13 protein-coding genes are annotated in these 26,092 nt (G+C 36.4%); all 13 read left to right on the top strand.

Going from position 1 to position 26,092, the window contains the following annotated elements; genetic code table 11:
* The first annotated feature begins 114 nt into the window (after window positions 1-114).
* The 13 genes from ASE21_RS14170 (at window position 115) to ASE21_RS14105 (ending at window position 25,977) form a co-directional block, all read left to right on the top strand.
* The gene (locus ASE21_RS14170) at window positions 115-1,098 is read left to right on the top strand and encodes a pectinesterase family protein (RefSeq protein ID WP_057123339.1); all 984 of its coding nucleotides are present in this window, start codon (window positions 115-117) and stop codon (window positions 1,096-1,098) included.
* A 666-nt stretch (window positions 1,099-1,764) separates the two neighbouring features.
* Window positions 1,765-5,133 carry a SusC/RagA family TonB-linked outer membrane protein gene (locus ASE21_RS14165; protein ID WP_057123338.1) on the top strand — a complete coding sequence of 1,123 codons (3,369 nt, stop codon included), beginning with the start codon at window positions 1,765-1,767 and terminating at the stop codon, window positions 5,131-5,133.
* A gap of 18 nt (window positions 5,134-5,151) precedes the next feature.
* On the top strand, window positions 5,152-7,119 hold the full coding sequence (locus tag ASE21_RS14160) for a RagB/SusD family nutrient uptake outer membrane protein (RefSeq protein ID WP_057123337.1): 1,968 nt from the start codon (window positions 5,152-5,154) through the stop codon (window positions 7,117-7,119).
* 125 nt (window positions 7,120-7,244) lie between these two features.
* Complete coding sequence (locus ASE21_RS14155; RefSeq protein WP_057123336.1) at window positions 7,245-8,948, top strand: hypothetical protein; 1,704 nt, start codon at window positions 7,245-7,247, stop codon at window positions 8,946-8,948.
* 104 nt (window positions 8,949-9,052) lie between these two features.
* Window positions 9,053-9,733 carry a DUF3826 domain-containing protein gene (locus ASE21_RS14150; protein ID WP_128414702.1) on the top strand — a complete coding sequence of 227 codons (681 nt, stop codon included), beginning with the start codon at window positions 9,053-9,055 and terminating at the stop codon, window positions 9,731-9,733.
* Window positions 9,734-9,822: 89 nt separating this feature from the next.
* Complete coding sequence (locus ASE21_RS14145) at window positions 9,823-11,487, top strand: polysaccharide lyase (protein ID WP_242410278.1); 1,665 nt, start codon at window positions 9,823-9,825, stop codon at window positions 11,485-11,487.
* Window positions 11,488-11,736: 249 nt separating this feature from the next.
* A complete protein-coding gene (locus ASE21_RS14140; RefSeq protein ID WP_242410277.1) occupies window positions 11,737-14,814 on the top strand; it encodes a DUF6298 domain-containing protein in 3,078 nt (1,025 codons plus the stop codon).
* Between the two features lie 268 nt (window positions 14,815-15,082).
* Window positions 15,083-16,483, top strand: coding sequence for a glycoside hydrolase family 140 protein (locus tag ASE21_RS14135; protein ID WP_057123332.1), 1,401 nt, complete (start codon window positions 15,083-15,085; stop codon window positions 16,481-16,483).
* 232 nt (window positions 16,484-16,715) lie between these two features.
* On the top strand, window positions 16,716-18,284 hold the full coding sequence (locus ASE21_RS14130) for a glycoside hydrolase family 28 protein (protein WP_057123593.1): 1,569 nt from the start codon (window positions 16,716-16,718) through the stop codon (window positions 18,282-18,284).
* 90 nt (window positions 18,285-18,374) lie between these two features.
* Window positions 18,375-19,364 carry a glycoside hydrolase family 43 protein gene (locus ASE21_RS14125; protein WP_242410276.1) on the top strand — a complete coding sequence of 330 codons (990 nt, stop codon included), beginning with the start codon at window positions 18,375-18,377 and terminating at the stop codon, window positions 19,362-19,364.
* 176 nt (window positions 19,365-19,540) lie between these two features.
* The gene (locus ASE21_RS14115) at window positions 19,541-21,406 is read left to right on the top strand and encodes a six-hairpin glycosidase (protein ID WP_057123330.1); all 1,866 of its coding nucleotides are present in this window, start codon (window positions 19,541-19,543) and stop codon (window positions 21,404-21,406) included.
* Between the two features lie 232 nt (window positions 21,407-21,638).
* Complete coding sequence (locus tag ASE21_RS14110; RefSeq protein WP_057123329.1) at window positions 21,639-24,419, top strand: glycoside hydrolase family 78 protein; 2,781 nt, start codon at window positions 21,639-21,641, stop codon at window positions 24,417-24,419.
* 139 nt (window positions 24,420-24,558) lie between these two features.
* Window positions 24,559-25,977, top strand: coding sequence for an acetylxylan esterase (locus ASE21_RS14105; protein WP_057123328.1), 1,419 nt, complete (start codon window positions 24,559-24,561; stop codon window positions 25,975-25,977).
* The last annotated feature ends 115 nt before the right edge of the window (window positions 25,978-26,092 follow it).

The raw sequence follows: 26,092 nt of genomic DNA, 5'->3' as shown, positions 1-26,092 counted from the left end.
TCTGAGGAACGAAGAATCACACGCGTAACTCGACAAAGATTGACGATTAAGATTGCGGAATTTCTAGTGTGATCTTTCCTTCGTCAAGATGACAAAATCAATAAATAAGAAACTATGAAATATATTCTAGCTTTATTTTTAATAACATTTTCAGTAACAGCGCAAACGCTCGATAATAAATTAGCCTTAATCGTTGCACAAGACGGTTCTGGAGATTTTAAAACCATTCAGGAAGCGGTCAATAATGTAAAAGATAATTCAGAAAAACGTGTGGTGATTACTATAAAGAAAGGAGTTTATAAAGAGAAATTAGAAATTCCAGTTTCTAAAACGTTCATTACTTTAAAAGGAACTGACAGAAATAAAACGATTATTTCATTTGATGACTATTCAGGAAAACCGCTTCGTGAGAAAGATCAATCTGGAAAAACTGCTTTTGGTACCGGAACTTCGTATTCTTTTTTGATAAAAGGAAATGACTGCACGCTTGAAAATCTTACTGTCGAAAATACAGCAGGAAGAGTAGGACAAGCGGTGGCCCTTCATATTAAAAGCGATAGAGTTATTATTAAAAACTGTAATCTTTTAGGGAATCAGGATACGCTTTATTTATCTGAAGAAAAAACTCGCACATATCTTGAAAACTGTTTTATCAACGGCACTACTGATTTTATTTTTGGCGCGGCTACCGCTTATTTTTACAAATGTACAATAGAGAGTTTAACAAATTCCTATATTACAGCAGCTTCAACACCGCAAGGCCAGGCATACGGGTTTGTTTTCGTTGATTGTAAACTTACTGCAAAAGACAAATCGGTCGATAAAGTATTTCTGGGAAGGCCCTGGAGACCTTACGCACAAACCGTTTTTATCAATACAGATCTTGGGCCTCATATTATTCCGGAAGGCTGGAATGCGTGGATTGATACCAGATTTCCAGACAAAGATAAAACCGCTTATTATGCAGAATTTGCCAGTAAAGGTTCAGGCGCAAAAGATTTGTCTCTACGAGCCGCCTGGTCGCATCAGTTGAAAAAAGAAGATATTAAAAAGTATGATAGAATTTTAGTTCTGAATGGCTGGAATCCCAACCAGTAATTTCTAAAGCTATTTTCAAATGCAAACTGCTCTTACAGCAGTATTACTAACTAAAAAACATTTAATTCTCATTTAATACCGCTGAAAAAAGCTTTTGTAAAAGAATATTGGTCAGATTTTACGTTTAAAAAAAATATTTTTTTAGTAAAAATTTAAGGAATGTTTTGTAAAGCGAAAACGTTTTCATGTTGTAAGATTAATACTTTAAAAAATGACTTTTCTGTAAAAAGGAGGAGTCATTTTTTGTATTTACAGGCTAAACTTAACTCATTAAAGTACAGTGTTTCACTGTCAAATTTTGCATAAAAAACAGAGAATAATTATTTTTAATGCTAATTCTTTCGTTTTCGTTTTAAAAGAAGAACTTCTATTTTATTATGTTCAAACTTATTGCTCGTTTTTTCTGTTTCGTCCATTTTTTCTTTCTTTTTTTTATTAATATTGTTTTTTTGAGTTAGTTTTTTTTAGATAATCCTATCAAAGCAGGATAGCACAGGACGGTTCTAATTCGTCATCGTTATATTTTTGGAATACAAAATAAATGTGTTTTTAACATTTAATTTAAGTTTGATTAAAGTTTTTTTTAAATTTTAATACGATTAAAATAAATCACATTTAACATGACTAAACTAACACTAATACCTAACCAAAAAACAAAAAACATTTATGAAACAAGCACTTTTAAAGAGATGTAGTTTTCTTTTGTTTACACTGATGACTGTGATGAGTTATGCTCAAAATTCAAATCTGGTAACAGTAACAGGAACTGTGACTGATAATGTATCTGGTCTGCTTCCAGGGGTAAACGTAACTGAGAAATCTTCAAAAAATACAGTTACAACTGATTTTAATGGTCAGTACCAAATTAAAGTAAAACCAAATGCAACTTTAGTTTTTTCTTTTATAGGAATGAGAAAGCAAGAAGTAGCAGTTGGAACACGTACTACAGTAAATGTGAAATTAACAGAAGACTCAAACGAATTACAGAATATAGTTGTAGTAGGATACGGAAGTCAGAAAAAGGAAAAACTTACCGGAGCAATTGCTACAATAAATGCATCAGATATTCAGGAACTTCCGGTTTCTAACTTATCAGAAGCATTAAGAGGACAAGTTCCCGGATTAAGTGTAATCGATGGAGGAGGTCGTCCCGGTGATGCTTCTTCACTTGAAATTCGTCAGACATATGGCTTTTCAAAAGATGGAAGTTCAAAAACTCCTTTAATCATTATCGATGATATGATTCAGGTTGACCCAATTAACGGGAGACCGTCATTGGATGCATTTAACAGATTAGATCCTTCTGAGATTGAAAGCATGACAGTTTTAAAAGATGCGTCTGCGGCTATATATGGTTCTCGTGCGTCTCAGGGAGCAATCGTAATTAAAACAAAAAGAGGAAAAAGCGGTGTGCCAACATTTTCATATTTTAGCCAGTTTGCAGTAAATGATGCTGTAAGTCATAGTAAAACGATGTCTGCTTATGATTATGGTGTTTTCTCAAACAGATTTTTCAAAGGCTCAAATAATATTGGTACTAACGGATCAAATCTTTTTACAGATACGGAGTTAAATGAAATGAGAGATCTTGATTATGACTGGTTAAAAGAAGCGTGGAAACCGGCAATTCAGCAAAAACATACTTTAAGTGTAAGTGGAGGAACTGAAAAAGCAACCTATTTTGCAGGTATTAACTACTTTACACAAGGAGCAAATTTAGGAAGACAAGATTACAACAAATGGAATTTCCGTACAGGGATGACAGCAAAAATCAATAACTCGTTAGATTTTTCTGCGGCTGTTTCTGGTAATTCCGGTGATATCGAAAAATCATTTACTAAAGCGTCTGCCAATATTAATGACAGCAGTTACGGTTCTGCTGCAGGTGGTGAACAGGCAGATTACGGATTTTTGCTTCACATGCCAAAATATATTCCATGGGAGACTACAGTTAATGGTCAGGAATATTATATGTCTCCATTTCCAAGAACAGATCGTACTTTAGGATCTGCAAATGCAAATAACACAATTGCAGGATGGAATTATTTTGCGGCCATAAACAATGGCTCTAAGCAAACTTCAAATGACTTTTCTTATAACGTAAATATGTCGTTAAATTATAAAGTTCCATTTATAAAAGGTTTATCTCTTAAAGGAACGTACTCAAGAAGCCAGACTTCTTCAAGTACTGAACAAGTTCAGCTGCCTTATGACTTAGCCAGAATTATGGGTTATGAAAAATTAGACGGTCACTTAGCGAGTGCAGCATTACCAACTACTCAAAATAATGGTGTAGATAACTATTATGTTATTGAAACAAATGTTCGTAATTCAAGAGTTTATTATGATAGTAATTTTTCTAAATCTATTCAGGCTAACTTCTTTGCAGATTATAACAGAACATTTGATAATCATGAAGTTGGAGCAATGTTTTCTGTAGAGCGTTCAGAATCAGAATTTAAAAGCACACGTTTAGCTTTTGAAAATACAGGAAAGGATTATGGAGGATCTTATCAGACTGCCGGAACTTTAAGTACTAACTCAACTGCATTAAAAGGAGAACAGGGAACTCTATCTTATTTAGGACGTATTAATTACAGCTACAAATCTAGATATATGCTTCAGTTTCTTTTTAGAAGTGATGCCTCAACAAAATTTGCTCCAGAAAACTACTGGGGATTCTTTCCATCGCTTCAGGCAGGATGGATTGTTTCTAAAGAAAAATGGTTTACTAATAACATCTCTTTCATAGATTTCTTTAAAATTCGTTACTCTATTGGTAAAACAGGAAACGACAATATCAATGCATGGAGATGGATGAAACTTTATGATGTTATTGCAGATAAAGGATTCCAGTTTGGATCTAACGGAGGAGTATTAGGAAACGGTATTACACCAAGAGTGGAGCCAAACAGAAATGTAGGCTGGGATACAACAATCAAAAATAACTTAGGTTTTGACTTAACGTTATTAAGAAACAGATTATCTATTACAACAGATTTCTATTATGATAAATCTAAAGACATGCTGACCGGGATGGCCGGAGCAGTTGGAGTTCCAATCTCTGTAGGAGGTGGTTTTGCCGAAGAAAATTATGCAGCAGTAGATTCCTGGGGAACTGAGGTTAGTGTAACATGGAAAGATAATGTAAATAAAAACTTTAACTATAACATTGGTGTAAACTTTGGTTTATCTGACAATGAAGTTAAAAAATTCCCGGAACCAGCTTTAATGCATCCTTCAAACAATTTAACAGAAGCAGGACGCTCTTTATTTTTCCCACAATGGGGATTCAGAACATGGAAAGGAACTTCTACAGGAGATGGTATTTTGCGTACAGATGAAGATGTGGCAAATTACTGGTCATACCTTACAGAACGTGCTACAGCAGCTGGTGTTAATCCAAACTACATGGGGATTTCAAACGTTTCAAACATGAGAAAAGGAATGCTTGCTTATGAAGATGTTGCCGGACAGTTTAACAGTACAGATGGTTCTCAGGCAGGACCTAACGGACAAATTACTAAAAATGAGGATTACGTAAAATTGGTAAACAGAAACAGAACATACGGATTTACAACTAATTTAGGCGCAAGATATAAATCATTCTTCTTAAAAACTCAGATCGCAACATCTTGGGGAGGATACCGTGCAATAGATGTTGTAAAACAAGGAACTTCATCAACACATAATATGTGGGGACGTGAAACTTTCTGGAATGATATGTATGCTGATGATAACGTTGACGGAAGATACCCTAACTTGGCAAATCAGGATTATATTGCAGTACCATCTGATTTCTGGCAGTTAGATACATTTAGATGTACAGTTAGAAACCTTACATTAGGATTTGATTTACCAAAAGATCTTTTAGATAAAATTAAAATTTCAAAATGGTCAGTTGGTGTAACAGGTAATAACCTTTGGGATTTATATAACCCATATCCGGATCATTACCGTAATATGTACGATAGTTCTTCTGAGAATTATCCAACGCTTAGAACTTGGGCTGTTACTTTAAATATTACATTCTAATTTTAACTCAATAAGAAGATGAAACTAAAAATTAATAAATATATAACTATAGCACTTCTTGCAGTGCTTAGTACTTCTTGCAGCGATAGTTTTTTAGAAGAAAAGAAAAACTATGGAAGTGTAGACGATTCGTTTTACGAAAGTCAGGAACGCGCTACAGCTTATATCAATAATGTTTATTTTGATTATTTTTCTGCATATAAATCTCCCGGACAAACTTTAGTAGGTTCTTATTCAGATGTATATTCAAAAATGACTGAAGAAATAGGGGGTATTCAGCCTCTTATTAACCCAACACTTACCTATACAAATGCTGCAGATGCATCTGGATATTACGGAGGTAAACTTGAAGATAAAATCAATAATGTTCCTTATAACAGAATTAGGGATTGTAACGCTTTCATTGCTGATATTGATGTTAAAGGAGCAAGTTTAGACAAAACTTTCCGCGATCAGGCAAAAGGACAGTTATATTACCTGCGAGCTGTTCAGTATTTTGATTTAATGCGTGTATACGGAGGTGTACCAATTGTAACAGAAATCCAGACTCCAAGTACAGACAATGAAGCTATTAAATTACCAAGAGCAACTGTAACTGAAGTTGTGGCTCAAATAGTAAAAGATTTAGATATGGCAGCAAGTTTACTGCCAAGAAACTGGAATTCTGCAGATTACGGACGTGTTACAAAAGGTGCCGCTTTAGCAGTAAAATCGAGAGTTTTATTAACTTATGCAAGTCCATTATTTAATAAAAGCTGGGATAGTTCAAATGAGCGCTGGAATGCAGCATTGCAAGCAGGATTAGCAGCAGAAACAGAATTATCAGGAGCTGGTTATGGCTTATACGGAAATTCTGCTAAAGACTGGCAGAATATGTTTGCACTTGGAAACAATGCATTTTGTTCTGAGGCTATTACAGTTCAGCTTTTAGGAACAAATACAACCAATCTTGGAATGAATAATTCCTGGGAAAAAGGAATTCGTTTAATCAGCCAGGGAGGTACAGGCGCTTTGGAAGCTCCAAAAGAAATGATTGATTTGTTTCCAATGGCAAATGGTGCAAGACCTACAACTGCAAACGGATATGATAACTTTACTTTCTTCGTTAATCGTGATCCAAGATTTTACAGAACATTTGCTTTTTCAGGAGTAAAATGGGATTATAAAGAAAGCGCTAAACCAGTTGTTTGGGCATATCGCTGGTTAGATGCTTCAAAAAAAGCATATTACAGTGACTCAAATAACGAAACAAGCCCGGCATTAGTAAGAAAGATGACCGATGTTACTGCTACAAATGCCAGTAGTTTTCAATATTCAGGAAATGATATCATGGAATATCGTTATGCAGAATTATTGCTAAACATTGCAGAATGTTACGCAGCATTAGGACAAACAGGAAATGCTGTTGCTTATTTAGGAAGAATTAGAAATCGTGTAGGTATTCCGTCAGCTAATAATTATGGAATTGGAACACTAGCAGATAAATACGCTGCTATCGAAGCTGTTTTATACGAGCGCAGAGTTGAATTAGCATACGAAGGAAAACGTTACTGGGACGTACAAAGATGGATGCTTTATGATAACGCAACACTTCCAAGCACGACAGGCGGTACTGTAAGTAAATTAGGTTTAACGCCAATTAACGGAACACAAAGAACAGGTAATTATCTTCAGTATAAAAATACAGCAACATCTTCAGATCCGTTGGCAGCAGTTCGTGGAAATATTTCAGCAGATCCGGATTCTGCTAATTTCCAGACACAGTTGGCAGCATTAGCTACTTTCTATAACGATAATTTCATTCTTGTAGCACCTCCAACACCAATGGATAACGTTAATAATGCAACGGTTAAAATTAAATTTAATCCTAATTATTATATTATGGGATTACAGACTGCAGTTCTTACCCAAAATCCTTGGTTGAAACAAACCATAGGATGGAGCGATGCTTCTGGTGGAACAGGTGATTACAATTATCAGGAATAAGTCTTGAATGTCCCAAATCAAGATTATAATTAATAAAAGACAAAAAACATGACAAATTCTCACCTGTATTCTATTCCAGATACAGGTGATTTGTTTAAAAAGAATTACCAAAAGTTAAAATTAACATGAAAAATTCCGCATTATTTATCGCAGGTCTGCTGTTTTTGGGAAGTGCAAAGTGTTTTGCTCAATATCCAAAGATAAGTCCAGAAGTTCAGGCACAGGAAAAAGCAATTAAAGAAGAAGCACAAAGACTTTCTGACCAAGCCTGGGAAAAAGCTCTAGTTGTTATTGAAGAAGAGGCAAAACATGGAAAACCTTATATTCCGTGGGCATCAAGACCAACAGATTTACCGCAGGCAGACATTCCTGCTTTTCCAGGTGCTGAAGGAGGAGGAATGTACACTTTTGGAGGTCGAGGTGGAAAAGTATACACCGTTACAAGTCTTGAAGACCGCGGACCTGGAACTTTGCGTGAAGCTTGCGAACAAGGTGGAGCAAGAATTATTGTTTTTAATGTAGCCGGAATCATCAGACTTAAAAGTCCGTTAATTATTCGTGCACCATATATTACTATTGCAGGTCAGACAGCTCCTGGAGATGGAATTTGTATTGCAGGTGAATCAACATGGATCGATACGCATGACGTAATTATTAGACACGTGCGTTTCCGAAGAGGAGAAACTTTCGTTGGAAGGAGAGACGATGCAATTGGAGGAAATCCGGTTGGTAACATTATGATCGATCACGTTTCGGCAACTTGGGGATTAGATGAAAATATGTCAATTTACAGACACATGTACAATCCTGGGGCAGGTTATCCGGATATTAAAGTTGGAACGGTAAATATTACAATCCAAAACAGTTTATTTGGTGAAGCTTTAGATACTTACAATCACGCTTTCGGAAGTACTTTGGGAGGAGAAAACTGTTCGTTCATGAGAAATATGTGGGCAAATAATGCCGGAAGAAACCCTTCTATCGGATGGAACGGAATTTTCAATTTTGTAAATAATGTGGTTTTTAACTGGTACAACAGATCTACAGACGGCGGAGATTATACAGCAAATTATAATATCATCAATAACTTCTACAAACCGGGACCAGTTACCGATTTGACACAGCCAATCAGCTACAGAATCTTAAAACCGGAATCAGGAAGAAGCAAATTACCTTATATGGTTTTTGGTAGAGCTTATGTAAACGGAAATGTCGTAAACAATAACGAAAAAGTGACTAAAGACAACTGGGATGGCGGCATTCAGCTCGAAAATAAAAAAGGTGAATTAATGACTTATGATGAAGCAAAAGTTTATTTCGATAAAATGAAAGCAGATAAACCTTTCCCAATGCCATGGTTTAATAAATTTATGCCAGCAGAAGAAGCGTATGAATTTGTTCTTAAAAATGTTGGAGCAACATTGCCAATCAGAGACAAAGTTGACGAAAGAATTGTAAGAACGGTAAAAACCGGAGTTCCGGAATATGCAAAAGGTTTGGAGAAAAAAGAATTCTATCAATTTGAACACAGACGTCTTCCGATGGATTCATATAAAAAAGGAATTATTACAGATATTTCTCAGGTTGGAGGATATCCGGAATACAAAGGAAAACCATACACAGATACTGACAAGGATGGTATGCCGGATAAATGGGAAAAGAAACACGGTTTGAATCCAAATGATGCTTCTGATGCAAAATTAGATACTGATGGAGACGGATATTATAATATTGAAGAATATATTAACGGTACAGATCCGAATTCTAAAACAGACTGGAAAGATCTTGCCAACAATCACGAAACTTTGGTTAAGTCATTGCAAGAGTAATTAAAAAAAATCTCCTAAATCTGCTAAATCTGCGAGAGTAAATTTTCCTGCAGATTTGGGAGATCAAGCAGAAAAAAATATTGTAATTCATAAATTTTATTAAAATGAAATCAATAAAAAATATAAGCATTTTAATGTTGTTGCTGGTTTTCGCAAGCAGTATCGCGCAACAGCATTTAGACCCGGAATACATCAAAGTTACCAACGAAAGAGCTGCAAAAATTGTTACCAAATTAGATTTAAAAGATGCTAAAAAGGAAACAGCTGTTTCAAATATAATCGCACAGCAATTTAGAGATTTAAGCGAAATCCAGGACGGAAGAGATGCTGAAATCAAAAAAATAAAAGAAGATACCAGTTTAGCCAAAGAAAAGCAAAACGAAAAAATTGATAAGTTAAAATCAAAAGCAGACGAATCAATTGCAAAACTGCACAAAGCTTACCTTAAAAAATTAAGTAAAGAATTATCAGAAGACAAAATCACTGAGGTAAAAGACGGAATGACATACGGAGTGCTTCCAATCACGGTTGCAGGTTACAACGATATGCTTCCAAATTTAACAGCAGAGCAAAAAGATTATATTTATAAAGCTTTGGTTGAAGCCAGAGAACATGCAATGGATGGAGGTTCATCTAAAGAAAAACACGGCTGGTTTGGAAAATACAAAGGAAGAATCAATAACTATTTGTCAAAACAAGGTTACGATTTAAACAAAGAAAGTGCTGACTGGCACAAACGTATTGAAGAAAGAGAGAAAGCTAAAGATTCTGTGACCAAAGAATAATCTCTCGAAACTTACACTAATAACTATTAACGAGACAACCACAATTCATGCAAAATACTTCTTCAAACCGTACTTTAAAAAGAACATTAATGGCCTTTTCATTTTGTTCGCTTGTTTCTTCGGCGTATGCCCAGTATCCTGTAATTCCAAAACCGGTTCAGGAAAAAGCAGATGCACTTTTAGCAAGTGAAGAAGCAAGGCTGCACGAAATTTGGGTTAGTAATGCCAATATAATTAAAGAAGAAGCAAAACAAGGAAAACCCTATCTGCCTTGGGCTTCTTATCCAAAAGATTTTGTTCAGGCTGATATTCCGGCATTTCCCGGTGCTGAAGGCGGAGGCGCTTATACGCAAGGCGGAAGAGGCGGAAAAATATTTGTCGTTACCAGTTTAGCAGACAGCGGAAAAGGAACTTTTCGTGAAGCCTGTGAAGCCGTTGGAGCAAGAACAATTGTTTTTAATGTTTCCGGAATTATTAAATTGGAAAAAAGAATCAGCATGCGTGCACCGTACGTAACCATTGCGGGTCAGACTGCTCCGGGCGACGGAATTTGTATTGCAGGCGAAACTCTTGAGATAGACACACACGATGTAATTATAAGGCATATGCGTTTTAGACGCGGTGCAACCGAAGTTACCAGAAGAGACGATGCACTTGGCGGAAATCCGATGGGAAATATTATCGTAGATCACTGCTCTGTAAGCTGGGGATTAGACGAAAATATTTCATTATACAGACATCAGTTTGCGGCTAACGATAAGTCTAAATTAGAAAAATTACCGGCTTGTAATATTACTATTCAAAACACGATTTCTTCAGAAGGTTTAGATACTTACAATCACGCTTTTGGAAGTACGATTGGCGGATTAAATAGTACTTTTATGCGGAATTTATGGGCAGATAACATTTCCAGAAATGCTTCTATCGGGATGTATGGCGACTTTAATTTTGTGAATAACGTAGTATTTAATTGGTGGAATCGTACTTTAGACGGAGGCGATTATCGTTCGATGTTAAACATCATCAATAATTACTTTAAACCAGGACCAATTACCCCAACAGGCGAACCTATTGCTCATAGAATTGTAAAACCGGAATCAGGTTATATTCAGCCAAAACAATACGGAAGAGCTTATGTTTCAGGGAATTTTATTGTAGGTTCTCCAGAAGTTACAGCCGATAACTGGAATGGCGGAGTGCAGTTAGAAGATCAAAATCCGGAAGCAACTAAAGAATTTTTAGAAGCTATCAAACAACCAAAACCATTCTCAATGCCTTCATTTAAAATTATGAAAGCAGAAGAAGCATATGAATTTGTTTTAACGAATGTTGGAGCGACAATCCCAAAAAGAGACGCAGTTGATGAAAGAGTTATTAAACAAGTCAGAACTGGAAAAATTGAAGTGAAAGACGGCTTAGAAAATGAAATTGGAAAAGAATATATCAAAAGAAGACTGCCTGCCGATTCATACAAAAAAGGAATTATTACACATCCTGATCAAGTTGGCGGTTATCCAATCTACAAAGGAAAAGCTTATAAAGATTCCGATAACGACGGAATTCCGGATGCCTGGGAGAAGAAATACGGCTTGAATGCAAACGATGCATCTGATGCAAACAAAGATTCAAATGGAGACGGTTATACCAATATTGAGAAATATTTCAACAATATCGATCCAAATCAAAAAGTAGACTGGACGAAATTGGATAATAATGTTGACACTTTGGCTAAAGTAAAATCTTTAGTGCAATAGTTTACATAACGAAAGTATATCGACAAAGTTTGTCATCCTGAGCGAAGTCGAAGGACACGCAAGAAACTCCGCAAAGTTTGATTCAGATTGTCGAGCTACTAACGTGTCCTTCGACTTCGCTCAGGATGATAAAATTGAGGAAATACTTAACTTTAGAAAATCTAAATCTAAAATAATTAAAAAGTGAATTTCACTAAACAAAATATAATCCCTTGCTTCAAAAACACATTAGTAATAATGTGTTTTGCCATGTCTATAAATATCACAGCCCAAACCACTTTCCCGGACATCGTAAGAACCAAAGAAGGAAAACTTACTTTCACGACAGACAATCTTGGAAATAGAATTCCAGATTTCTCTTTTGCAGGATATATGGCTTCAGAAAAAGGGATTCCGAATGTGGAGAATAAAATTTTTGTCCCAAAACAGGAAGAAGATGCGACGAAAAGAATACAAACAGCTATTGATTATGTAAGTAATCTAAAACCAGACAAAACTGGTTTTCGCGGAGCGGTACTTTTAGACAAAGGAACATTCAAAGTAAAAGGAACTTTATACATCAGAAAATCCGGAGTTGTCCTTCGCGGAAGCGGAAATACCGAAAACGGAACCATCCTTTTAGGAACTGGATTAGAAAGAGAAGCGTTAATCAGAGTTTTAGGAATTGACGATAGAAAATACAACGAAACCTACGAATTAGCAACTGCTTTTTCTCCACTGGGAACTCAAAAAATGCAACTTAAAAATGCTTCAAAATTAAAAGTTTCAGACGAAATTGTCATCAGCAGACCGTTGACTGATGCTTGGATCAAAGAAATGAAAATGCAGGATTTTGGTGGAGAAACTTCGTGGATCGGCTGGAAAAAAGGCGATTGGGATGTAAACTGGAATCGGGTTATTACCAACATCAGCGGAAGCGAAATCACTTTAAATGCTCCGTTAACCATGGCTTTAGAAGAAGCGTACGGACAAGCAAAAGTAATTTCGTATTCATGGAACGGAAGAATTGAGCAAAACGGAATCGAAAATATTTTAATAAAATCAACTTTCAATGCATCAAATCCAAAAGATGAAGAACACAGATGGCAGGCAATCAGTATAGAAAATGCCAGAAATGCGTGGGTAAAACAAGTTAATTTTAAGCACTTTGCAGGCGGGGCAGTTACCTTGTTAAAAACAACACAGCAAGTTACAGTTGAAGATTGTATTGCAACAGAACCTGTTTCTGAAATCGCTTCTTTTAGAAGAAATACTTTTTATACAGAAGGACAGCAAACATTATTTCAGCGTTGTTATTCAGAATTTGGATATCATGATTTTGCCGTTGGCGGATTCGGAACTGCGGGACCCAATGCATTCGTACAATGCGAATCTCATATGCCGTTTGAAAATAGCGGAGCAATAGGAAGCTGGGCAACCGGAGTTTTATTCGATATTGTAAACATCGACGGAAAAGCATTAAGTTACAACAATAGAGAACAAGGCGGAAGAGGAGCAGGATGGACAGCCGGAAACAGCGTTTTCTGGGAATCTTCGGCATCAAAAATAGAATGTTACAGTCCGCCAACAGCTTTAAACTGGGCTTTTGGAGTTTGGGGACAATTTGGAGGAAACGGAATCTGGAAAGATGTAAACGGGCATGTTAGTCCGCGTAGTTTATTTTACGCGCAATTAGAAAACCGTTTAGGAAAACTTCCGACGCCATCTTATATCTACGATTTAGGTTCAGAGCCTTCGTCAAGTCCGACAAAAGAAGTAGCGAAAGAATTAACGAACAACTCGGTTACAATTGCAAAAACTTTATCAGAATGGATTAATGAAGTTGCAAAACAAAATTCGATTGATGTTAATAATGCAAAACTTAAAAATGCTAATGATTTAAAAATTGCTGCTGAAAAAGCAACAGCTTCAACTTCAAAAATAAAAATCGAAAATGGTTTATTGACTTTTGAAGGGAAATTAATTGCTGGAAAAGAAACTAATGTTGCATGGTGGAGAGGAAGTCTTATTGATGATGATGTCAAAAAATCAACACCACACATAACTCGTTTTGTACCGGGAAGAACCGGAGTTGGATTAACAGATCAGGTTGAAGAAACCGTAAATTATTTAACTAAAAATAATATTGTAGCGTTAGAGCACAATTATGGTTTATGGTACGATCGCAGAATGGACGATCACGAACGCGTTCGCCGAATTGATGCTGATGCGTGGCCTCCATATTACGAACAGCCTTTCGCTCGAAGCGGTCAGGATTTGGCCTGGGATCATTTGAGTAAATATGATTTGACAAAATTCAACGATTGGTATTGGAATCGCCTTGCAACTTTTGCAAATTTGGCAGAACCAAACGGGCAGTTGTTAATCAATCAGCAATATTTTCAGCACAATATATTAGAAGCTGGGGCGCACTGGGCAAGTTCTCCGTGGCGTTCGGCAAATAATGTTAACAGTACAGGTTTTCCCGAACCACCGCCGTATGCAGGAGACAAACGTATTTTTATGGCGGAACAGTTTTATGATATTACGAATCCGCAGAGAAGAAAATTACATCAGGGATTCATTCGTAAGTCATTAGAAAACTTTCAGGAAAACAGCAACGTAATTCAATTGACAAGCGCAGAATATACTGGACCACTACATTTTATGGAATTTTGGCTGGACGAAGTTCAAAAATGGAAAGACGAAACCGGTAAAAAAGGTTTAATCGGCTTAAGCGCTACAAAAGATGTTCAGGATGCTATTTTGAATGATGCCAAAAGAAACAAAACAGTTGACGTAATGGATATCAGATATTGGTATTACAAAGAAGACGGATCGGCATACGCACCAGAAGGCGGAGTAAATTTAGCGCCAAGACAGCACGCCAGAAAACTGAAAACCGGAAAAGAAACAGACAATCAGGTATATCGCGCGATTAGCGAATACCGCCAAAAATATCCTGAAAAAGTAGTTTTATATTCTACAGACGGATCTTCAAGATTTGGATGGCCGGTTTTAATGGCCGGAGCGTCATTGCCAAATATCCCAAAAATTGAATTGCCTGAGTTTTATTCCGCTTTAAGCGAAATGAAACCAGCAGAAGGCAACAAATACACCGACAATCTTTGGACATTAGAAAACAAAGGAAAAAGTTATTTGTTTTATATGAAAAACGATCAGGATATTTCAATAGACCTTTCCAATCAAAAAGGAACTTTTGAAGTATATGCAATTAATACATCAACAGGAAGCATCACCAAAAAAGCAAACATCAGCGGAGGAAAACAAATCACAATCCCCCAAGCCGAAATAAAAGAAAAAGTGCTTTTTGTAGTGAAAAAATAATGAGAAAGGTTTGCCACGAATTACACGAATGGCACGAATTAATTAAAATAAAACCTGCTCAATCTGCCAAATCTGCGAGAGTAAAATTTCACGCAGATTTAAAAAGATAAAAGCAGATCAAACAGATTTTTAAAATAGAATCTGCGCAAATCAGCTAAAATCTGCTCAAATCAGCGTGAAAAAATAAAGACAAACAGAGAAAAAAAATTAGAGAAATTAGTGCAATTCGTGGCAAACAAAAAAAATATAATTCCAAAATAAACCAAAAATGAATCTGAAAATTAAATATTTATACGCCATTTGTATAAGCTTTTTGTTTACAGCACAAAGTGGATTTTCGCAATCTGCAAAAACAAAAAAATTACCACAATTAAAAGTTTCCAAAAACCAGCACTACTTTGTAACCGAAAATGAAAAACCATTTTTCTGGTTAGGCGACACAGGCTGGTTAACATTCGGGAAGCTGGACAGAGCAGGCGTTGATAAATATTTTAAAGACAGAAAAAACAAAGGTTTCAATGTCGTTCAGGTTATGGTTTTGCATAATATAAATGCCGTAAACGTTTATGGCGATTCAGCTTTGATCAACGAAGATGTTTCAAAGCCATTAATTACCGCAGGAAATAACTTCAATAATCCGGCAGAATACGATTATTGGGATCACGTAGATTACGTTCTGGATGTTGCTCAAAAGAACGGAATCTACCTTGCGATGGTTCCGGTTTGGGGAACCAATGTTTCAAAAGGAGATAAAGTAAGTAAAGAACAGGCAGGAAAATATGCTAAGTTTTTGGCTGACAGATATAAAAACAGAACCAACGTAATCTGGTTAAACGGCGGTGATACACATGGAAACGAATTTCAGGATATCTGGAACGAAATCGGAAATACTTTAAAAACCAACAATCCAGATCAGTTAATGACTTTTCACCCTTTCGGAAGAACCGATTCTTCAGAGAATTTTCACAATGCAAAATGGCTGGATTTTAATATGTTTCAATCAGGTCACAGAAGATACGATCAGGATTCAAGCAAAACGAATTTCAAAGAAGACAATTACAAATTTGTTCTAAGAGATTTCGAATTAAAACCAACAAAACCTACACTTGACGGAGAACCTTCTTACGAAGGAATTCCACATGGACTCCACGATACTTTACAGCCAAAATGGACTGCAAATGATGTTCGCCGTTATGGCTATTGGTCGGTACTTTCAGGAGGTGCAGGTTATACTTACGGACACAATGCCGTAATGCAAATGTTCAGAAAAGGAGATAAACCGGCATACGGAAATAAAGAATTATGGATATCGGCGATTAATGCGCCAGGTGCTGGACAAATGGTTTATATTAAAAAACTGATGTTGGAATTTCCGTTTTTAGAAGGAGTTCCGGATGTTTCTTTAATAGCAAATCAGGGAGAAAAATACGATTATATTCCGGCGATTAAAGGCGAAAAATATGCTCTGATGTATACTTACAACGGAAGAAAAATCGAAGTGAACATGGGTGAAATTTCAGGAGATAAAGTCGCAGCAGCCTGGTACAACCCAAGAAATGGACAAAAAACAAAAATTGGAACATTTGATAATAAAGGAACTAAAGAATTTCAGCCTTCTGGAAAAAAAGAAGACGGTAACGACTGGGTTTTGATTTTAAGCACAAAGTAATCGCAATCTTTGTCATGCTGAGCGAAGTCGAAGAACCGCAAAAATTGGACACAATGCTTGATATAGCATGCGCCCTTCGACTTCACTCAGGGTGACAAAAATGAGAATAAAAAATACTCTCGCAGATTTTGCAGATCAAGCAGATAAAAAATCATTTTAATCTGTGAAATCTGTAGCAAAAAAAATCCTGCACAATCTGCTAAATCTGCGAGAGCAAAAAAACAACACAACAATGAAAAACATACTAATCATACTCTGCTTCACACTTGGACTAAACACCGCTTTCGCGAATAACGGTTGGCTGAATATCCTGAACGAAGGAGGCAATAACAAAGGAATAAAATGCACCGAAGCCATTCAGAATGCTATTGAAAAAGCATCAAAAAATGGCGGAGGAACAATTTTTTTCCCTGCCGGAGAATATTTAACCGGAGCTTTAAAACTAAAAAGCAACATTACAATTCACTTAGATTCGGGTGCGCTTTTAAAATTTTCAGAGAATTTTGATGATTATCTGCCTTTCGTAGAAATGCGTTATGAAGGATTAATGATGAAAACTTTCTCACCATTATTCTATGCAAAAGATGCCGAAAATATCACTATAAAAGGAAGAGGCGTAATCGACGGACAAGGAAAAGCATGGTGGAATGAAGTGTACCGAATAGAATCTGCAAAAGGCCCGATTCCGGAAACGAAATACCAAAAAATGTGGGGCGAGCAAAATCCGGGAATGGTTTACGAGCCTTACTATAAAAGAACAATGGATAAAAAGTTTTTCAGACCATCATTCTTTCAGGTTTTAAATTGTAAAAATATTTTGATTGAAGGCGTTACATTTCAAAATTCTCCTTTCTGGACGATCAATCCGGAATTTTGTGATAATGTAACGATAACAGGAATTACAATATTTAATCCACATTCACCAAATACAGACGGAATCAATCCTTCTTCTTGTAAAAACGTTCACATTTCAAATTGCCATATTAGTGTTGGAGATGACTGTATTACGATCAAATCCGGAAGAGACGCCGACGGACGAAAATATGGAGTTGCAACAGAAAATGTTACGATCACAAACTGCACGATGTTAAGCGGTCACGGCGGAGTCGTTATTGGAAGTGAAATGTCGGGCGGAATCAAAAAAATCACGATTTCAAATTGTGTTTTCGACGGAACCGATCGCGGAATCAGAATCAAATCAGCTCGTGGAAGAGGCGGAGTTGTAGAAGATATTCGTGTCGATAATATTGTCATGAAAAATATCAAAGAAGAAGCTTTTGTGTTGAGTCTTTTCTATGATAAAGACACCAAACAAGAACCTGTAACAGAGAAAACGCCGATTTTCAGAAACATCCATATGAGTAATATCACGGGATCAAATGTCAATAAAGCCGGAGCCATTTTAGGAATTGCAGAAATGCCGGTTCAGAACATTTCATTTTCAAATATCAACATCGACGGAAAAGAAGGTTTTGAAGTTAATACCGCGACAGATGTTGAATTTCATGATGTAAAAGTGAATGCTTCAGTTGGTTCTTCTTTCAAAATTTCAGATTCTAAAAACCTGATTCTGGATAATGTTGGTTCATCGACTCCAATAAAAGCAGTTCCGGTTATTAAACTGAATAATGTTTCTAATTTAATGATTAATAATAGTTTTCCCTTTAATGCAACCGATATTTTTATTGAAGCTGAAGGAAAAGAAACGAAAAATGTATTTGTAAAAAATAATGTTTTTAATAACGTTTCGACTCCGATTAAAAAAGGAAAAGACTTAGATAAAAAAGCAATTATAGAGTAAAAGCAACGATAGTCATCTTTGTCAAAGTTTTAAACTTTGACAAAGATTTCAGCTGTTTTGCACTCCTGCAAGGTTTCCAAAACCTTGTAGGTGTTTAAGTTTAACATCAACGTAAAAAAATATACCTACAAGGTTTTGGAAACCTTGCAGGAAAGAGAAAGAATGAAGAAATTTTTTATAATCATATTAATCGCAATTTGCACGTTAAGCTATTCTCAGAAAAAGAAAGAACTTTACTTGTTCACGTCTTTTAGAGAACCCGCAACAGAAGGTTTGTATTTAGCCTACAGCGAAGACGGTTACAACTGGAAAGGTTTGGAAAGGTCGTTTTTAAAACCGGAAATCGGAGCAAGCAAAATCATGCGCGATCCGTCAATCACAAAAGGAGCAGACGGAACGTATCATTTAGTTTGGACCACCGACTGGAAAGGCGGAAACGGTTTTGGATATGCCAGTTCTAAAGATTTAATACATTGGTCAGAACAGCAATACATTCCCGTAATGAAAAACGAACCGGAAGTGGTAAACGTTTGGGCACCGGAGATTTTTTATGATGATGTAAAAAACGAATATATTATTATCTGGGCATCAACAATTCCGTTTCGATATCCAAAAGGAGTGGAAGAAGAGAAAAACAACCACAGAATGTATTATGTAACGACTAATGATTTCAAAACGTTTTCGGATACCAAATTATATTACGATCCGGGTTTCAGCGTCATTGACTGCGTAATTGTCAAGAAAAGCAAAAAAGACTATGTTTTGGTTTTGAAAGACAATACAAGACCGATGCGAAACATAAAAGTAGCTTTCGGAGAATCGCCTTTAGGTCCGTTTGAGAAAAGTTCAGAACCTCTGACAGAATATTTATCAGAAGGTCCAACGGTGGTAAAAGTCGGTAAAAACTGGCTGTTGTATTATGACAATTACGGATCCAAAAATTATAAAGCTTTAAGTACTTCAGATTTTGTTCATTTTGAAGATGTTTCATCCAAAATAAGTCTTCCGGAAGGACACAAACACGGAACGATTACAACAATTTCAAAAGAAGTTTTAAAAGGATTGATTGAAAGAAAATAAAAGTTAATGCCACAGATTACACAGATTTAATGGATTTTTTTTTAATTTTTAATCTGTGAAAATCTGTGTAATCAGTGGCAAAAAAAAATAAAAAAATCTCCAAAATCTGCTTAATCTGCGGGAGAAAATTTACTCTCGCAGATTTGGCGGATTGAGCAGATAAAAAATAAAAAACAATGATTGCTTTCCAAAAAATAAAAACCAACATCGCACTTACAGCCACAATTATTTTGGCCTGCCCGACTGTAAACGGCCAAAACGACACAGTGCGCTATGTTGGAAAAACACTTTCAAACATCGATTATCATCACGGGCAGTTAAGTCCGGCCGTTGGAGTTCACGCCACACAGATCATGCGTGCGAGCCGTGAACATCCCGAAAAAGCAGATGATTTTGGATGGACTTATAACCACCAGCCTATGATGGCGTATTGGAACAATACCTTTTACCTGCATTATTTAAGTGATCCTTCTGGTGAACATATTCCGCCGAGCCAGACTTTATTAATGACTTCTAAGGATGGTCAAACCTGGACAAAACCAACGGTAATTTTTCCTATTTATCGCATTCCTGATGGCTGGAAAAAAGAAGGTGTAGAAGGAGTTGCCAAAAATCTGGATGCCATTATGCACCAGAGAATGGGTTTTTATACTTCTAAAAACAAACGACTTTTTGCTTTAGGCTATTATGGAATCGCGATGGATGAAAAAGACGATCCGAACGATGGAAAAGGGATTGGACGTGTGATTCGCGAAATCAAAAAAGACGGAAGTTTTGGCGAAATCTATTTCATCAGATACAATAAAACCTGGGACAAGTCAAAATCGGCATTTCCATTCTATACCAAATCAAAAGACAAAGGTCTGATCAAAGCCTGCGAAGAAATTTTATCAGAACCCTTAGTTTTACAACAATGGGTTGAAGAAGCAGATCGTGATGACGAATTAATTCCGTTACAGAAACCTTATAAAGCATTCAGTTATTATCATTTACCAAACGGAAATGTGGTTGGTTTATGGAAACATGCCTTAACTTCAATCAGTAAAGATGGTGGTGAATCATGGGATTATATGCCCTTACGCGCACCGGGATTTGTAAACAGCAACGCCAAAATCTGGGGACAAAAAACGTCTGACAATCGTTATGCAGCATTATACAATCCGTCAGAATACCGCTGGCCTCTGGCGATTTCAACCAGTGATGACGGACTGAATTATAAAGATTTATTGTTGGTTCACGGAGAAGTAAGTCCGATGCGTTACGGCGGAAACTACAAATCTGCCGGTCCTCAATACGTACGCGGAATCACAGAAAAAAACGGAACTCCGCCAGACGGGAAAATTTGGGTGGGTTACAGCATGAATAAAGAAGATATTTGGGTGGCATCAGTTCCGGTTCCCGTAACTTCAGTGGTGACAGAAAATGTAAATGATGTTTTTAATGATCTACCAAACGGAGAAGAATTGAAATTTTGGAATACGTATGATCTTTCGTGGGCATCCACAAAAATTGAAAAGAAAGCCGACGGTAAAAAATGGCTGACTTTAAGAGATCAGGATTATTTTGATTATTCAAGAGCAGAAAGGGTGATTCCATTTGCATCAAAAATGGAAGCTGTTTTTACGGTTAAACCAGAACAAAACAATCACGGTTTATTGCAGGTCGAATTTCAAAATAAACAAGGTTTGCCTTCTGTAAGATTGACTTTTGATTCGGATGGTCAGATTAAAATAAAAACCGGAGCACGTTCTAATGGAATTGGAAAATATGAAGCAAACAAAACGTATAAAATAACGGTTAAATTAGACGCCAAAAATCGTTCGTACACCGTAAAAGTAAACGACGAAAAAGAATCAACAAAGATATTCTATGCGCCAACAGACGGATTTGAAAGAATCATGTTCAGAACAGGAGAACAAAGATATTCACCAAATCCGGACACAGCGCCAGACACAGACGATTACGATGATCTGCCTCAAACCGGAAAATTAATCCCTGAAGCGGTATTTAATATTGAGTCTTTGATTACTAGAAAATTATAGTTTGCCACAAATTACACGAATTGCACTAATTTTTATTTGATTTAGAAAAAAATTCGAGAAATTGGTGTAATTCGTGGCGAAAAAATAAAGAACGCGGATGACACAGATTCGCTATCGCGAAAACGCTGATTGACACGGATTTTTTTTGATATGATTTTAAAAAAAATCCGTTTTATCCGCGTCTTTACGAAGTAAATCCGTGTCATTAGCGTATAAATCTCAACAATAAGAAATGAAGAATTTCAAAAACATAGTATTAATGATTTGTCTTTTAGTAACCCTGGTTTCTAAAGGACAAATTTTGCCTGTACATCTCACAACAGAAATGGCCGAAAATCCATTAGAAGTTGTTCAGAATCAGCCAAGATTAAGCTGGCAGTTAATTTCAAAAGAATCCAATTCATCGCAAATTGGGTATAAGATACTGGTTGCTTCTTCGGAAGAAAAACTAAAAGAAGATTTTGGCGATATTTGGGATAGCGGAAGAGTAAATTCTAATAAAAACCTTCAGATTTCTTATGGCGGGAGTCCGTTGAAAAATGAAACCAAATATTTCTGGAAAGTAAAAGTTTGGAATCAATCAGGAAAAGTTTCTCCATGGAGTAAAATAGCTTTTTTTAGAACGGCTCCCTTAGAATCAGAGTTAAACCCAATTTGGATTGGCGCCATTACAAAAGCCGACAGCCATTTGCCGGAAGGAAGAAATTTTCATAGCACCACTTACAAAAGAGAAAAAAAAGAGGCGATCATCAAGGCATCCGATTCATTGTCACGCAGAAGTATTATGTTGCGTAAACCTTTCGAAATCAAAAAAGAAATTAAAGAAGCCATTGTTTACATCTCAGGTTTAGGACATTACGAATTGACGATCAACGGAAAAAAAGTAGGGAACAGTCAGTTTGCGCCTTTATGGACGGATTATGATAAAACGGTTAATTACAATGTTTACGAATTGAACGCAAAAGAACTTCAAAAAGGAGATAACGTAATTGGTGTTTTGTTAGGAAACGGAATGTATAACACGCTTGCTGAAAGATATACCAAATTCTTTGTAAGTTTTGGCCCGCCGACTTTATTCTTTAAAATGAAAATCAAATACAATGATAATTCAGAAGAAATAATAAAGTCAGATGGAAGTTGGAAATACAGTAAAAGTCCGATTACTTATAATAGTATTTTTGGAGGCGAAGATTACAATGCCAATCTAGAGCAAAAAGGCTGGAACAGAAAAGGTTTCAAAGATTCAAACTGGAAAAAAGTAGTGATTCAGGAAGCACCAAAAGGAACTTTAAGACCGCAAACGGCACCGCCAATCACGATTCAGAAACAATATGAAGTGCAGACTTCAAAAGAATTAAAACCTAATTTTTATGTTTTTGATATGGGACAGAATCTTTCCGGATTTCCAACCATAAAAGTAAAAGGAAAAAAAGGGCAGACGGTTCGCGTTTGGGTTGGAGAAAGTTTAAATGAAGATGGAACAGTCGGACAAGGAAAATCTGGAAAACCATACTATTACGATTATACTTTAAAAGGAAAAGACGTTGAAGAATGGACACCGAAATTCAGCTATTACGGATTTCAATTTGTTCAGATAGAGAACATTAATTATAAAGATACGAAAGATAAAAGTCTGCCGACAATTATAGATTTAAAATCTAATTTTATTTACAATTCGGCGGGAGAAGCAGGAAGTTTTGTTTGTTCCAATGAACTTTTTAACAAAAGCCATGAGATTATCAATTATGCTATAAAAAGTAATTTTCAAAGTGTTTTTACCGATTGTCCGCAACGTGAAAAATTAGGCTGGCTCGAAGAAATTCACTTAAACGGCCCGGGATTACTATTCAATTATAATCTGGAAAATTTCATTCCGGCAACGATGCAGAACATTTCGGATTCTCAGAGAGAAAACGGATTGATTCCGACAATCGTTCCCGAATATGTTGTTTTTGGAGGCGACTTTACCGATTCTCCGGAGTGGGGCGTGACGGGCGTAATTTTGCCTTGGATGTATTATGAATATTATGGCGACGCGTCTTTAATCGAAAAATATTATCCGTTAATGAAAAACTATGTAGATTATTTAGAATCAAAATCTAAAAATCACATCGTTTCGCACGGATTGGGAGATTGGTACGATTACGGAACGCATCCTGCGGGATATTCTAAAAATAGCCCGATTGCACTTTCGGCAACTTCTCATTTTTATTACGGAGCCAGTTTGGTCGCAAAATCAGCTAAATTGTTGAATAAAACAGAAGATATTCAGAAGTACGAAACTTTAACAGCTGAAATTAAAACAGCTTTCAATAAAGAGTTTTTTAACGAAGAAACCAAACAATACGGGACCAACAGTCAGTTTAGCAATGCCGTTCCGGTTTTTATGGATCTTGTAGAACCGCAGTATAAAGAAGCGGTTATGCAAAATCTGATTGCTGATATAAAAGCAAAAGGCGATCGACTGACAACGGGCGATGTTGGAAACCGTTATTTGTTTCAGGCTTTGGCACGAAATGGAGAAAACGAAACGATGTTTAAAATGAATAATCATTACGATGCGCCGGGTTACGGTTTTCAGATTAAATATGGTGTAACCACTTTGACCGAACAATGGGATCCTAGAAAAGGAAACTCATACAATCATTTTATGATGGGACAAATTGAAGAATGGTTTTATCAAAGTTTAGCCGGAATTAAATCGGATCCGGAAAAACCAGGATTCAAACATTTCTTCATTCAACCCGAAGTAGTAGGCGATATGACTTTCGCGAAAGCGGATTATCAATCGATTTATGGAAAAATTGCTTCGGCATGGGAGAAAAAAGACGGTAAATTGATTCTAAATGTGGAGATTCCGGTGAATACAACAGCAACGATAAAATTACCAGTTTCTAAAAGCTCTGAAATAAAAATTGATAAAAAAAAGGTTCGAACTTGGTTTGATGAAAAAGCTCAGAAACCATGCTTAGAATTAGGTTCTGGAAAATATGTAATAGAATGCAAAATATAGAACGCGGATGACACGGATTTACTTCGTAAAAACGCGGATAAAAGCGGATTTTTTTTCAAAATATAAAAAATCCGTGTAAATCAGCGTCTTCGCGATAGCGAATCCGTGTCATCAGCGTACCAATCATACCGATATTAAAATGAAAAAAATACAATACATCTTCTTAGTTTCCATTTTTGCCTTGACAGTTACCAATGCGCAAAGTACTTCTGATACTAATTTTAGAAAATCAGTTTCAGAAACAGTAAAGAAAATCGAAACGGCTTTTAACGTTACCATCAACGACGACAGAGGTTTATTAAAAGGAAAAGAACTGGATTATGCCGACTGGAGAATTGAACCGGGAAATTTAGCGCTTTCGCTGACGAATATTCTGGCGCCTTTTGAACTGATGTATTTTAAACAACCCGACGGAACCTACATTATTCGTAAATATGAAAACCATAAAGTTTCTGTAGACAAAGGAAAAGAACGCTTGTTTTATTTAGAAAGCCTTTATTCGACCAAAGAACAATGGGAAAAACGTAAAAAGGAGTTAAAAGCATGTATGATAACCTCATTTGGTTTAGACAAGGCTCCCCCAATGCCAAAATCTAAACCACTTTTAACTCCTAAGAGAATTTACAAAGATTACAGTATTGAAAATATTGGGTTAGAAATTCTGCCGGGAGTTTACGTAACAGGATCGATTTACAAACCGTATCCTTTGAATAAAAAATCGGCTGTAATCTTAACTCCAGATGGACATTTTGGTGACGGAAGATATAGAAAAGACGAACAATTACGTTGTGCTATTTTAGCTAAAATGGGAGCAATTGTAGTCAGTTACGATTTGTTTGCGTGGGGAGAATCCTTGCTTCAGTTTCCGGAAGAAACGCACAGAAACAGCATTGCATCGACAGTTCAGGTTTTAAGTGGAATCCGTTTACTAGATTATTTGTCGACCATAAAAAATGCTGATATGTCAAGAGTCGGTGTCACAGGCGGTTCTGGCGGAGGATCGCATACGATGTTTTTGGGAGCAATTGACGACAGGGTAAAAGTGACAGCTCCGGTGGTAATGGTTTCATCACATTTCTCAGGCGGTTGCCCATGCGAAAGCGGACGCGGAATTCACTTGTGTGGAAACGGAACAAACAATGCAGAAATCTCAGCAATGATGGCGCCAAAACCACAATTGATTGTTTCTGACGGAAAAGACTGGACATTGGCAGTACCGGAATTGGAATTTCCGTTCATTCAAAGAACATATGAATTGTACGGTAAAAAAGATTTGGTAGAAAATGCGCATTTTGGAAAAGAAGGACATGATTATGGCGTTTCAAAACGTATGGCAATGTATCCGTTTATGGCCAAATATTTAGATTTGGATTTGAAAAAAGTGCAGAACGCAAAAGGCGAAATCGATGAATCGACTTGTGTAATCGAGCCAAAAGAAAAGATGTTTGTCTTTGGAGATAAAGGAGAAAAGCTTCCTGCGAATGCGCTAAAAAACATCAATAAATTATACGAAATGTTCGGAGAGAAAAACAATAAAGTTTACGAGGTTAAAAAATAGCCACGACCCGAGCGATAGCGAACAGGTGAAGCAATTACACGAATTGCACTAATTGTTTTTGCCACAGATTAGATGATTTTCACTGATTATAAAAATCTGCTAAATCTGCGGGGAA

It is taken from the genome of Flavobacterium sp. Root901, from assembly GCF_001429765.1.
Lineage (GTDB): Bacteria > Bacteroidota > Bacteroidia > Flavobacteriales > Flavobacteriaceae > Flavobacterium.
Note: the sequence above shows the minus strand (reverse complement) of the source record. Positions and strands in the feature narration are given on the sequence as shown.